Source organism: Streptomyces showdoensis, assembly GCF_039535475.1.
Taxonomy (GTDB): Bacteria; Actinomycetota; Actinomycetes; order Streptomycetales; family Streptomycetaceae; genus Streptomyces; species Streptomyces showdoensis.
The window spans coordinates 2537501-2550477 of the sequence record NZ_BAAAXG010000026.1 but is presented as its reverse complement, the minus strand read 5'-3'; the positions used below and the strand labels follow the sequence as shown (position 1 = coordinate 2550477).

The following is a 12977-nucleotide window of genomic DNA, read 5'->3' as shown; positions in this document are numbered from 1 at the left end:
CGGAGCATCTCCCTTTGCACCAGACTCCGGCGATTGCCGGGGTCTCGGACTTGGCGACTTCGCCCCTCTCCTCCCCAGTCGACAAGCACCCCACCCCATTGACAAGAGGTTAATTCGCCCTGAACTCCCGTCCTGTAGGCGCACCCGTGCATTAGGTGAGGCGTAGCCTTCGCCATTCCTCACAACCGAACATAGCTCGTTCGGACGGGTGTCGTCACCCGCTGACGGGACTTACCTCCATTCGGGTGTTCTCACCTCTCACCACCTGCAACGATGCAAGTTCTCGGAGAGTTCCGGTTTATTTCGAACGAAGCCGGAGAGGATGCGACTACAGCCGCTGCCGGCTGTTCGAAAAGGCCTTCCGTCGCAGGCCCCTTCGGGCTGTCCGGTAATCCAGGAATGAACGGACGGTGTACACCGGAACGGGCGGCACCCAGTGCCCTCGCCGCTTCCGCGAGCGATGCACCCGTGGTCATCAGATCGTCCACGAGAACCACCCTCCCGGCCGTCCGGCCGGCCTCCTCCAGCAGCCGCACGCCGCCCGCCGGGACCTCCAGGGCGCCCGCCAGGTTGGCGAGCCGCCCGCGCGCCCCCAGCCCGGCCTGGTCGGCCACCGGCCTGGCCTGACGCAGCACCGGCAGGACCCGCGCCGCCCGCCCCGAACGCCGCAGCCGCGCCGCCGCGGCCAGCGCGATCCGCCGGGTCGGATCGTGGCCACGCGCGCGTACGGAGCTCCGCGAGGACGGCACCGGTACGAGGAGCAGCGATCCGCCTCCGGACGCCTCACAGGGCCCTGCGGCGGCCGCCACGGCCCCGGCCAGCGCGGCGCCCAGGGGTCCGGCGAGCGGCAACGCCCCACGCTCCTTGTGGGCGAGGAGCAGGGCCCGCACGGCACCTTCGTACGGCGCGGCGGCATGGACGACGGGCAGCCCCGGGGGTTCGGGCCGCGGACGCACCCTGCGGGGACCGGACCCGGTCAGCCCGGCCTCGCACCGCGGGCACAGCCCCGCACGGGGTCTCCCGCAGCCTCCGCAGGCGACCGGCAGCACCAGCCCGGCGATCTCGCGCCACCACCCCCGCATGGCTCCACTCTCCTCCCGCGGGCCCCGCCGGGCCACCCCTGTGGAAAACCGGGCGGCAGAACGGACGCCAGGCGGGCGGGGGGTCCGGGGCCCGGGAGGGCAGCCGGAGCCGGCGGCCGGGCCCCCGGACAGGGAAAGGCCGGGGGAACCTCAGCCGGGGTAGACCGGCGAACGCCCCTCCTTCACGATGGGCTGCCAGTTCGCCCCGGGCACGAGCCGCACGATGCCGTCGTTGTTGGAGTCCGCGACCACCGGCGACTGCTCACCGTGCGGCGCGGCGACCGCCGTGACCCCGTTCAGACCCGGCAGGACCGAGGTCGTCGACGTCGAGCCGTCCGTCTGCACGTACCGCACCTGCTGCACCCCGCCCGCCTCGGTACCGACCACCACCAGGCGGCTGGGGCCGGCCCAGGACACGGCGGTGACGGACTCCAGGCGCGGCGCGGCCCGCTGCGGGGACTCGACCGAGACGCTCTCGTGCCCCTCGCTGCGGGTCCGCTCGACCCGCCCGATCTGCAGGGTCGTGCGCTTGTCCTTCGTGACGAGCATCGCGATCCGCACCCCGTCGGCGGAGACCCGCAGGGACTCGATCCGCGCACCGTCCTTCAGCCACGGCGTGCTGACCTCGACCGGCTCGCCCTGGCCTCCCGGCACCATCCACAGGCGCGGGTTGACCGGGTTGCGGTCGGCGACCCACAGGTCGCCGTGGCCGTCCCAGCTCGGCGCCGACAGCCGGTCCTCGCGCCGCGGTCCGGCGCTGGTCACGACCGGCTGCGCCGGCTCCTCGTCGGAGGTGATCGAGCCGACCCGCAGCGCACGCCCCTCCTGCACGATCCCGGCGGCCCGGTTCTCCTCGCGGTCCACCGCCACGTACGTCAGCGGCAGCGCGCCCGTGCCGAACGGTCCGGGCACCTCCACCGGCTTGTCCAGCTGCTTGGAGGCGACGGACAGCATCATCAGCTTGCCGTGCTCGTCGACGAAGAAGGGGTTCTCGCCCCGGCCCGGGTCGCGCACCGGCGAGAACTCGTCGGTGGCCTGCCCCTTGCCGAGCAGGCACAGCCGGTTGCCGTCGCTGCCCTGGAGCTCCACCTGCTCCACCCGCGCCGACGTCAGGTCGCCCAGGGTGAACAGCAGTTGCGCCGCCATGCCCTTGCAGACCAGGGAGCTGATGTGGTCGGCCTTGGCGTTGAGCGGGACCTTCAGGGTGAACTGGTCGTCGGTCGTGAGCGTCGTGACGCCCTTCTTCAGCTCCGTACCGGACGGGAAGCGCGAGTCGACGGCCGGGCCGAGCCAGCCCGTCGGGCCCTCCAGGAGCGCCTTCACGGTCTGCGTGACCGGGTCCATGCGGGTGACCGGGTCCTGCCGCTGCCGGATGTAGACAGGGTCGGCGACGACCCAGTTCTCCCCCGAGGCGAAGTAGTACTTGTTGACCGAGCGGTAGTTGCGCAGGAAGTCCGCCTCGCCGAGCACCAGGCCCGAGGGCAGGCTGTCGATGCGCCACTCCTTGCCCTTGCCGTCCGCCGAGGGCTGCTGCACCACGTGGATCGACTCGTTGAACTCGGCCGGGACCTCCGGCCGGTACGCGTGCCGGGCGTCGACCTTCGCGATCCGCCGCCCGGAGATCGGGTAGGACTTCCCCTCGTTCTCCGTGTCGGCCATGCGGTCCGCCTGGTCGCGGTCGGGCGCGTTGGTGAGCACGGTGATGCTCGCCTCCGGACGCCAGGTCCGCGCGGCCTGCCGGGTCAGGTACTTCCGCGCCGTCGCGAACCCGGGGTCGTCGCTCGTCATGGCCTCCAGGAAGCCGTCGACGATCTCCTCCGGATCGGCGTTGTCCCGGGGCGCGACCGCGTACACCCGCACCTGCGAGTCCCCCGCGTTGGACGCCTTCACGGCCCGTACGTCCCCGCTGTCGGGCATGTTCGCGCAGCCGGCCGCCAGCAGCGAACCGCAGGCCAGCAGCACGACCCCGCGCACCGACCGTCCCCGCCCCAGGGCCTCCCGCTTCCCTCGAAGGTCAGCGCCCACCTGTCCCGCCCTCCTGCTCGGCGCGCGTCGACGCCATCGCCTCGCCCCCGGCACCCCCGTTGTCGTCCCCGCCCGTCGCCGGCCGAGCGACCACCCGCGCGCCGCTGCCCGGCAGCGCCGTCGGGTCCACCGTCGCCCGCGGCACGGTCGGCATCCGCGGCGGCACGGGCAGCGCCGGGTGCTCCCCGGCGGGCTGCGCCGGCACCGCCGCAAGGCGCGCCCCGGCCGCGGCCGCGGCCTGCTCGCGGTTGCGCCGCGAGTCCTCCGGCTCCAGCGGGATCGGCGAACCGCGCAGCGGCTCGTCCGCGGTGCGCGGCAGCGTCAGCCGGAACTGCGAGCCGCCCCCGGGCTCGCCCCAGGCCTGGAGCCAGCCGCCGTGCAGCCGCGCGTCCTCGACGGCGATGGACAGGCCGAGGCCCGTTCCGCCGGTGGTGCGCGCGCGGGACGGGTCGGCCCGCCAGAAGCGGTTGAAGACCCGGGTCGCCTCGCCGGGCTTGAGCCCGATGCCGTGGTCGCGCACGGCGACGGCGACGGCCCCGCCGGCCGCGGCCAGCTTCACCGTCACGTCCCGGCCCTCGCCGTGCTCGACGGCGTTCACCACCAGGTTGCGCAGCACCCGCTCGACCCGGCGGGCGTCCGCCTCGGCCACCACGGGCTGCTCGTCGCCCACGACGAGGATCCGGCTGCCCTTGCGCTCGGCCAGCGGCTCGGCGCCGCCGATGACCCGCCGCACGACCTGGCGCAGGTCTATCGGCTCGGCCTCCAGGGCCGCGGCGCCCGCGTCGAAGCGGCTGATCTCCAGCAGGTCCGACAGCAGCGACTCGAAGCGGTCCAGCTGGTCCCCGAGGAGCTCGGCGGAGCGCGCGGTGACGGGGTCGAAGTCGACCCGGGCCTCGTGGATGACGTCCGCGGCCATGCGGACGGTGGTCAGCGGCGTACGCAGCTCGTGCGACACGTCGGAGACGAACCGCCGCTGCATCCGCGACAGGTCCTCCAGCTGCTGGATCTTCAGCTGGATGGTCTGCGCCATCTTGTTGAAGGCCTCGCCGAGGCGCGCGATGTCGTCCTCGCCGGTGACCTTCATCCGCTCCTGGAGCCCGTTGGCCGACAGCCGCTCGGCGACCGCGGCGGCCATCCGCACGGGGGTGACGACCTGGCGGACCACCAGCCAGGCGATGGCGCCGAGCAGCACCACGACGAACAGCCCGGCGGTCGCGAGCGTCGTCTTCACCAGCGCGAGGGAGTCCTCCTCCTGCGTCAGCGGGAAGAGGTAGTACAGCTCGTACGGGGTGCCGTCGGCGTCGTTGAGCCGCTTGCCGATCACCAGGCCGGGCTCGGACGCCTTGCCGCTGGTGTAGTGGATCCGCGCGGGCTGCTGGAAGGTGCTGGTGCCCTGCGCGACGTTGTGCCGCAGCTCGGCGGGGATGCTGGTGGTCGGGTCGACCTCACCGGAGGCGCGGGCGCCCCGGCTGGCGGTGTTGCCGGTCTCCAGCGACAGCGCGACGACGTTGAACGCGCTCTGGCCGCCACTGGCCAGCTGCTCGACCAGCGTCGAGCGCCAGTTCACGGAGGCTCCGGCCCGGCCGCCGTCCTGCCCGCCGGGCGCGGGCGGCGTGGTCGCCGCCTTGTCCTGGGCGGCCGAGAAACCACCGGCCGCCTGGCTCTGCGCGGCCTTCTCCTTGGCGTCGAGCAGGCCGTTGCGGACCTGCCCGATCACCACGAGCCCGAGCAGCAGCACGACACCGAGCGACATGAGCAGGGTGCCCGCGACCACGCGCACCTGCAGATTGCGCCGCCACAGCCGTACGGCGGGCAGCAGCGGCCGGCGCACCCAACGCGCGACGAGCCGGAACACGGGTCCGCCCGGCGCACCGTCCTGGAGCAGGCGGCCGAAACGCGAGCCCCCCCGCCCCGGTCCGGCAGCCCGCCCCGTACGGACTCCCGGATCACCGGGCTTCGGAGCAGTACTGCCTGCGCTCATGTCAGCTCGGCCCTGCCTTGTACCCGACGCCGCGGACGGTCACCACGATCTCCGGGCGCTCGGGGTCCTTCTCGACCTTCGAGCGCAGCCGCTGCACGTGGACGTTGACCAGCCGGGTGTCGGCGGCGTGCCGGTAGCCCCAGACCTGCTCCAGCAGGACCTCACGGGTGAACACCTGCCACGGCTTGCGCGCCAGCGCGACCAGCAGGTCGAACTCCAGCGGCGTCAGCGCGATCGACTGCCCGTCCCGCTTCACCGAGTGACCGGCCACGTCGATGACCAGGTCACCGATGGCCAGCTGCTCCGGCGCGGGCTCCTCCGAGCGCCGCAGCCGCGCCCTGATCCGGGCGACGAGCTCCTTCGGCTTGAACGGCTTGACGATGTAGTCGTCGGCCCCGGACTCCAGGCCCACGACGACGTCCACCGTGTCGCTCTTGGCCGTGAGCATGACGATGGGCACCCCGGACTCGGCCCGGATCAGCCGGCAGACCTCGATGCCGTCACGACCGGGCAGCATCAGATCGAGCAGCACCAGGTCAGGCTTGGCCTCCCGGAAAGCGGCGAGTGCCTTGTCGCCGTCCGCAACGAACGACGGCTCGAAACCCTCACCCCGCAGCACGATCCCGAGCATCTCGGCCAGTGCGGTGTCGTCGTCGACGACCAGAACGCGTCCCTTCATATCGACATCATCCCATTTCCGTATCAGTCTCTAGGCGGCTGGTGAGATACCTCACTGACCTGCGGTGACGTCCGTGATAACCCGCCGTTACCGCCGGTGCCTGTGGGTGTCGATGCCCGACATGGATGTCACGCCCGTGACCCCCGTGGTCGCCCCGAACCGTACCCTGCGCCCCCTCCCGCGGCCCATGGGGAGGGCCGGGCTCCTTTCGACCGGTGGCCTCACCCCGCCATCGGCCGCCTCCGCCGGAAGATCCGCGCCCCCTTGCGGCACGGGCCGGGTGATCACGATCCCGGGCGTCCGGCCCCCGGCCCTTCTCCGGCCCTCCCCGATCTCTCCCCCTCCTCCCCCGGAACCCCGGCGGGACAAGGCACCAGGTGGGACTGGGCCCGCCCGCGGGAGGGCCCCGCGTGGCACGATGGCTCCCGGCCCGTCGCCGCACCCGGCGGACGGCCGCAGTGACCGAGCCGGTTCGCCGATCCGGCCCCGCGACCATTCCTCGAGGTGGACGACCGTGAACGACACTCCGGGCTGGACCTCGCCCGGATCTGCTTCCTCCGACGGCCAGGACGGTTCCGGCATTCCCCGGCCCTCCTCGCCCGGCGACGCGAACGGCTCCGCCCCCCAGTGGTCCAAGGACCAGCCGCCCGCCGGCCAGTGGCAGCCGCCGACCGCCCCGGCCCCCGGCACCCAGGCCCCGGCCCGAGCGCAGTCCGGCCCCGGCTGGGGCGGCCCGCCGCAGCACAACCAGTGGGGCCGCCCGCCGGCCGCGAAGCCGGGAGTGATCCCGCTGCGCCCGCTCACCATGGGCGAGATCCTCGACGGCGCGGTCACGACGATGCGCCGCTACTGGCAGACGGTGCTGACCATCTCGGTCACGGTCGCCGTCATCGGCCAGGTCGCCGAGATCCTCGCGCAGCGCTATCTGGTGCCGGCCGCGCCGCAGGTGGACCCGGACGCGAGCCCGTCGGAGCAGCTCCAGCAGTCCGCCGACACGCTCCAGAACAGCGTGATCGGCATGGGCCCGGCCTTCCTGATCATGCTGGTCGCGACGCTGTTCTGCGCCGCCCTGCTCACCGTGGTGATCAGCCGCGCCGTCCTGGGCCGGCCCGTCACCCTCGCCGCCGCCTGGCAGGAGGCCCGCCCGCGACTGCTCCCCCTGCTCGGGCTGACCCTGCTGCTGGCGCTGATGAGCTGCGGCATCATGTTCGTCGGTCTGCTGCCGGGCCTGCTCCTCGGCGGCACCGGCGGCGCGGTCCTCGCCGCCCTGGGCGGCATCGCCGCCTTCGCCGCCATCGTCTGGCTGACCGTCCGCTTCAGCCTCGCCTCCCCGGCGCTGATGCTGGAGCGCCAGGGCGTCCTCACCTCCCTCAAGCGCTCGGCCAAGCTGGTCCAGGGCTCCTGGTGGCGCATCTTCGGCATCACCCTCCTCACCCAGCTGCTGATCTTCCTCGTCGCGATGATCGTCGCGATCCCCTTCACGGCGATCGCCATAGGCGCCAGCGAGGGCGGCTTCAGCGGATTCCTCTCGGGCACCACTCCCGAGAACAGCTGGACGTTCCTGATCGTCACCGGCATCGGCGGAGTGATCATCAACGCGGTCACCTACCCGATCTCCGCCGGCGTCACCGCGCTCCTCTACGTCGACCAGCGCATCCGCCGGGAGGCCCTGGACCTCGAACTCGCCCGGGCCGCCGGACTGCCCGGCTACGGGGGCTGATGGCGTGACGGTCACGGGGGGCACGACCGACGACGTACCACTGGACATCCCCCGCGTCCCCGCCCAGGAGGCGGCGGAGCGGGAACTGTCCAAGCCGATGTACCACGAGAACGATCCCAGCCTGCTCCAGCGCGGCCTCGACCGCTTCTGGGACTGGATCGGACGCCTCTTCGACTCGGCCTCCGGGGTCACCCCCGGAGGCGTGGTCGGCCTCGTGGCCGTCGCCCTGGTCGTGCTCGCCGTGATCGGCGCCCTGTGGTGGCGCCTCGGCACCCCCCGCCGCTCGCCCTCCACCGGCGGCGGCGACTCACTCTTCGACGACGGCCCCCGCACCGCCGCCGAACACCGCGCGGCCGCCGCCCGGCACGCCTCCGCCGGCCAGTGGAACCAGGCCGTCCAGGAACGGATGCGGGCCATCGTGCGCTCCCTCGAAGAGCGCGCCCTGCTCGACCCGCGCCCGGGCCGCACCGCCGACGAGGCCGCCGCGGAGGCCGGCCGGTCGCTGCCCGCCCACGCCGACGGACTGCGCTCCGCCGCCCGCGCCTTCGACGACGTCACATACGGCGGCCGTACCGCCGACGAGCCCGCGTACCGCCGCGTCGAGCAGCTCGACACCGCCGTGGAGCGGACCAAGCCGAGCCTCGAACCGGCCATCGCCGCCACCGCCTTCACGGAGGCCCCCCGATGAGCCGGCCGGCCACCAGCGCCACCTCGACCTCGCTCTCCCCCCGCCAGATCTGGACCCGCGCGCGCGGCGCCCTGCTGCTCCTCGCCCTGATCCTGATCGGCGGCATCGTCCTCGCCACGATGCGCTCCTCCGACCACCACGGCCGCCTCGACCCGCGCTCGGCCGACCCCTACGGCAGCCGCGCCCTCGCCGAACTCCTCAAGGCCCAGGGCGTCTCCGTCGACGTCACCACCACCCTCGCCGGGGCCACCGCCGCCACCGGCGCGGACACCACGCTCCTCGTCACCAGCCCGGACCTGCTCACCGGCGACCAGCAGGCCACGCTGTACGAGGCGATGAAGGGCTCGGCCGGCCGCACCGTCCTGCTCGGCGCCGGCGCCCCCTCCCTCGGCACCCTGGTCCCCGGCCTCACCACCGGCGGCGACACCTCCGTGTCGGCCCTGGACCCCGCCTGCACCCTGCCGGCCGCCACCCGCGCCGGCAGCGTCGACCTCGGCGGCGAGCGCTACGTCACCGACCACACCACCGCCGACAGCTGCTACTACGCCGACGGACTGCCGACCCTGGTCCGGCTCCCCGGCCAGGGCACCGCCGACACCGTCCTGCTCGGCTCCCCCGAACCCCTCTACAACAAGCGCCTCGCGCACCAGGGCAACGCCTCCCTCGCGCTGCAGCTCCTCGGCTCCCGCACCCATCTCGTCTGGTACCTCCCCTCGCTCGCCGACACCCCGGCCGACCCCGAATCCGAGGACACCGGCACCGCTTTCCTCGACCTGATCCCCTCCGGCTGGCTGTGGGGCACCCTCCAGCTCACCGTCGCGGCCCTGCTCGCCGCCGTCTGGCGCGCCCGACGCCTCGGCCCCCTCGTCGCCGAACGCCTCCCGGTCGCCATCCGCGCCTCCGAGGCCACCGAGGGCCGCGCCCGGCTCTATCGCAAGGCCAACGCCCGCGACCGCGCCGCCACCGTGCTGCGCACCGCGACCCGCACCCGGCTCGCCCCCCTCCTCGGCGTCCCCGCCCAGGACGCCCACGCGGCCGAACTCCTCCTCCCCGCACTCTCCGCCCGGATCCCGGCCACCGCCGTGGACCACCGGGACCTCCTCTTCGGCGCGGCTCCCGCCGACGACGCCGCCCTCATCCGCCTGGCGGACCAACTCGACGCCCTCGAAAGAGAGGTACGCACCTCATGAGCGCCCCGACCCCCGAGACCGTCACGACCTCGGACACCGCACGCGCCTCCCTGGAGGCCCTGCGCACCGAGATCGGCAAGGCAGTGGTCGGCCAGGACCCCGCCGTCACCGGTCTCGTCGTCGCCCTGCTCTGCCGGGGGCACGTCCTCCTCGAAGGCGTCCCCGGCGTCGCGAAGACCCTCCTCGTCCGGGCGCTCGCCTCCGCTCTCGAACTCGACACGAAGCGCGTCCAGTTCACCCCCGACCTGATGCCGGCCGACATCACCGGCTCGCTCGTCTACGACAGCAGGACCTCGGAGTTCTCCTTCCAGCCCGGCCCGGTCTTCACCAACCTGCTGCTCGCCGACGAGATCAACCGCACGCCCCCGAAGACCCAGTCCTCGCTCCTTGAGGCCATGGAGGAGCGCCAGGTCACCGTGGACGGGGAACCCCGCCCGCTGCCCGAGCCGTTCCTGGTCGCCGCGACCCAGAACCCCGTCGAGTACGAGGGCACCTATCCGCTGCCCGAGGCCCAACTCGACCGCTTCCTGCTGAAGCTGACGGTCCCTCTGCCCTCACGCGAGGACGAGATCAGCGTCCTGACCCGTCACGCCGAGGGCTTCGACCCGCGCGACCTGAAGGCCGCCGGAGTCCGCCCGGTCGCCGGCCCCGCCGAACTCGAGGCCGCCCGCGAGGCCGTGGCCAAGGTGGCGGTCTCCCCCGAGATCGCCGGCTATGTCGTCGATATCTGCCGTGCCACGCGTGATTCCCCCTCGCTCACCCTCGGCGTCTCCCCCCGAGGAGCCACCGCCCTGCTCTCCACGGCCCGCGCCTGGGCCTGGCTCACCGGCCGGGACTACGTCACCCCGGACGATGTGAAGGCCCTGGCCCTGCCGACCCTCCGTCACCGCGTCCAACTGCGGCCCGAGGCCGAGATGGAGGGAGTCACCTCCGACTCCGTCATCAACTCGATCCTCGCCCACGTCCCCGTACCCCGCTGAGAACGGCGCCCCATGGCCCTCACCGGACGAACCGCGCTGCTCGCCGCCCTCGGATCGCTCCCCGTGGGCATCCTCGCCCCCAGTTGGACGGGGATGCTCGCGGTGAACGCGCCCCTCTCCCTCGCAATTCTGTGCGACTACGCCTTGGCCGCGCCAGTGAGAACGCTCCAGTTCACCCGAAGCGGTGATACAAGCGTTCGGTTGGGTGACGGGGCGGACGTCCAGCTCACGGTCACCAACCGGTCCCGCCGCCGCCTGCGCGCCCGGCTCCGCGACGCCTGGCCCCCGAGCAGCACCCAGGCTCCCGCACGCCAGGACGTGACGGTCCCGGCCGGCGAACGCCGCCGCCTCGGCACGGCCCTGCGTCCCAGCCGCCGCGGCGACCACCGTGCCGAGCGCGTCACCGTCCGCTCGTACGGCCCGCTCGGCCTCGCCGCCCGCCAGGGCAGCCACGAGGTGCCCTGGACGGTCCGCGTCCTGCCCCCCTTCGCCAGCCGCAAGCACCTGCCCTCGCGCCTGGCCCGCCTGCGCGAACTCGACGGCCGCACCAGCGTTCTGACCCGTGGTGAGGGAACCGAGTTCGACAGTCTCCGCGAGTACGTCCCGGGTGACGACACTCGCTCCATCGACTGGCGGGCCACCGCCCGCCGGACCACCGTCGCCGTCCGCACCTGGCGGCCCGAGCGGGACCGCCGCATCCTCGTCGTCCTCGACACCGGCCGCACCTCGGCCGGCCGCGTCGGGGACGTCCCCCGCCTCGACGCCTCGATGGACGCGGCACTCCTCCTGACCGCCCTGGCCGCCCGCGCCGGCGACCGGGTGGACCTGCTGGCCTACGACCGCCGTCTGCGCGCCCAGGTCCAGGGCCGGTCCGCGAGCGACGTCCTGCCCGCCGTGGTCGACGCCCTGGCTCCCCTGGAACCCGAGTTGGTCGAGACCGACGCCCGCGGCCTGGCGGCCACCGCCCTGGCCCGTGCTCCCCGCCGGTCCCTGATCGTCCTGCTCACCGGCCTGGACGCGGCTCCGATCGAGGAGGGCCTCCTGCCCGTCCTGCCGCAGCTCACCCAGCGCCACACGGTGCTGGTGGCCTCCGTGGCCGACCCGCACATCGCTCGCATGGCCGGCGCCCGGGGCACGCTCGACGGCGTCTACGAGGCCGCTGCGGCCACCCAGGCCCAGGCCCAGCGCCTCCGCACCGCGGAACAGCTGGAGCGTCATGGCGTGACCGTCGTGGACGCGACTCCTGACCGCCTGGCACCGGCCCTCGCGGACGCGTACCTGGCCCTGAAGGCAGCCGGCCGCCTCTGACAACACCCCTGTGGGGCTCCCTTGGGAGTCCCACAACCGGCCTCTGAACGGCCCCTGAACGCAGAAAAGCCCCGCACCATAAGGTGCGGGGCTTTCCCACAATGATTGTTCGGCGGCGTCCTACTCTCCCACAGGGTCCCCCCTGCAGTACCATCGGCGCTGAAAGGCTTAGCTTCCGGGTTCGGAATGTAACCGGGCGTTTCCCTAACGCTATGACCACCGAAACCCTATCGGTTTCGAGCGAACAAGCACACTCTGTAGTTGTGTTCTAGCTCTAGAAACCAGCAACCGTTCGTTGCTTCAGAACTAACACAGTGGACGCGAGCAACTGAGGACAAGCCCTCGGCCTATTAGTACCGGTCAGCTCCACCCATTACTGGGCTTCCACATCCGGCCTATCAACCCAGTCGTCTACTGGGAGCCTTACCCTCTCAAGGAGGTGGGAATACTCATCTCGAAGCAGGCTTCCCGCTTAGATGCTTTCAGCGGTTATCCCTCCCGAACGTAGCCAACCAGCCATGCCCTTGGCAGGACAACTGGCACACCAGAGGTTCGTCCGTCCCGGTCCTCTCGTACTAGGGACAGCCCTTCTCAATATTCCTACGCGCACAGCGGATAGGGACCGAACTGTCTCACGACGTTCTAAACCCAGCTCGCGTACCGCTTTAATGGGCGAACAGCCCAACCCTTGGGACCGACTCCAGCCCCAGGATGCGACGAGCCGACATCGAGGTGCCAAACCATCCCGTCGATATGGACTCTTGGGGAAGATCAGCCTGTTATCCCCGGGGTACCTTTTATCCGTTGAGCGACGGCGCTTCCACAAGCCACCGCCGGATCACTAGTCCCGACTTTCGTCCCTGCTCGACCCGTCGGTCTCACAGTCAAGCTCCCTTGTGCACTTACACTCAACACCTGATTGCCAACCAGGCTGAGGGAACCTTTGGGCGCCTCCGTTACCCTTTGGGAGGCAACCGCCCCAGTTAAACTACCCATCAGACACTGTCCCTGATCCGGATCACGGACCGAGGTTAGACATCCAGCACGACCAGAGTGGTATTTCAACGGCGACTCCACCATGACTGGCGTCACGGCTTCAAAGTCTCCCACCTATCCTACACAAGCCGAACCGAACACCAATATCAAACTGTAGTAAAGGTCCCGGGGTCTTTCCGTCCTGCTGCGCGAAACGAGCATCTTTACTCGTAGTGCAATTTCACCGGGCCTATGGTTGAGACAGTCGAGAAGTCGTTACGCCATTCGTGCAGGTCGGAACTTACCCGACAAGGAATTTCGCTACCTTAGGATGGTTATAGTTACCACC

At 71.9% G+C, this 12977-nt stretch carries 9 protein-coding genes and 2 rRNA genes (1 of these 11 cut by a window edge); 5 read left to right on the top strand and 6 right to left on the bottom strand.

The annotated features are described in order from the left end of the window. Nucleotides 1–251: 251 nt before the first annotated feature. The 4 genes from ABD981_RS24635 to mtrA form a co-directional block, all read right to left on the bottom strand. Nucleotides 252–1082: a ComF family protein gene (locus ABD981_RS24635; protein ID WP_123955003.1), complete on the bottom strand. Its 831-nt coding sequence runs from the start codon at nt 1080–1082 to the stop codon at nt 252–254. A gap of 150 nt (nt 1083–1232) precedes the next feature. After that, a complete protein-coding gene (locus tag ABD981_RS24630) occupies nt 1233–3107 on the bottom strand; it encodes an LpqB family beta-propeller domain-containing protein (RefSeq protein WP_123955002.1) in 1875 nt (624 codons plus the stop codon). Then, nucleotides 3097–5088, bottom strand: a complete 1992-nt coding sequence (gene mtrB, locus ABD981_RS24625) for an MtrAB system histidine kinase MtrB (protein WP_123955001.1) — start codon at nt 5086–5088, stop codon at nt 3097–3099. The genes ABD981_RS24630 and mtrB overlap by 11 nt, the downstream gene beginning before the upstream one ends. Nucleotide 5089: 1 nt before the next feature. Next, nucleotides 5090–5767: a two-component system response regulator MtrA gene (gene mtrA, locus ABD981_RS24620; protein ID WP_009333493.1), complete on the bottom strand. Its 678-nt coding sequence runs from the start codon at nt 5765–5767 to the stop codon at nt 5090–5092. A 514-nt stretch (nt 5768–6281) separates the two neighbouring features. On the opposite strand from mtrA, the gene ABD981_RS24615 reads away from it, so the two are divergent. The 5 genes from ABD981_RS24615 to ABD981_RS24595 are packed head-to-tail and all read left to right on the top strand — an operon-like array spanning nt 6282 to nt 11653. Then, nucleotides 6282–7487 carry a DUF7847 domain-containing protein gene (locus ABD981_RS24615; protein ID WP_046910776.1) on the top strand — a complete coding sequence of 402 codons (1206 nt, stop codon included), beginning with the start codon at nt 6282–6284 and terminating at the stop codon, nt 7485–7487. A gap of 4 nt (nt 7488–7491) precedes the next feature. Continuing rightward, complete coding sequence (locus ABD981_RS24610; RefSeq protein ID WP_046910775.1) at nt 7492–8175, top strand: DUF4129 domain-containing protein; 684 nt, start codon at nt 7492–7494, stop codon at nt 8173–8175. Continuing rightward, nucleotides 8172–9365 carry a DUF4350 domain-containing protein gene (locus ABD981_RS24605; RefSeq protein WP_046910774.1) on the top strand — a complete coding sequence of 398 codons (1194 nt, stop codon included), beginning with the start codon at nt 8172–8174 and terminating at the stop codon, nt 9363–9365. Before ABD981_RS24610 ends, ABD981_RS24605 begins: the two co-directional genes overlap by 4 nt. Then, nucleotides 9362–10345, top strand: a complete 984-nt coding sequence (locus ABD981_RS24600; protein ID WP_046910773.1) for an AAA family ATPase — start codon at nt 9362–9364, stop codon at nt 10343–10345. Before ABD981_RS24605 ends, ABD981_RS24600 begins: the two co-directional genes overlap by 4 nt. Before the next feature lie 12 nt (nt 10346–10357). After that, nucleotides 10358–11653, top strand: coding sequence for a DUF58 domain-containing protein (locus ABD981_RS24595; RefSeq protein ID WP_046910772.1), 1296 nt, complete (start codon nt 10358–10360; stop codon nt 11651–11653). Nucleotides 11654–11760: 107 nt separating this feature from the next. Here the strand turns inward: ABD981_RS24595 and rrf are convergent. Then, nucleotides 11761–11877 (bottom strand): 5S ribosomal RNA (gene rrf / locus ABD981_RS24590). A gap of 106 nt (nt 11878–11983) precedes the next feature. Further along, nucleotides 11984–12977 (bottom strand): 23S ribosomal RNA (locus ABD981_RS24585) (it continues 2127 nt past the right edge of the window).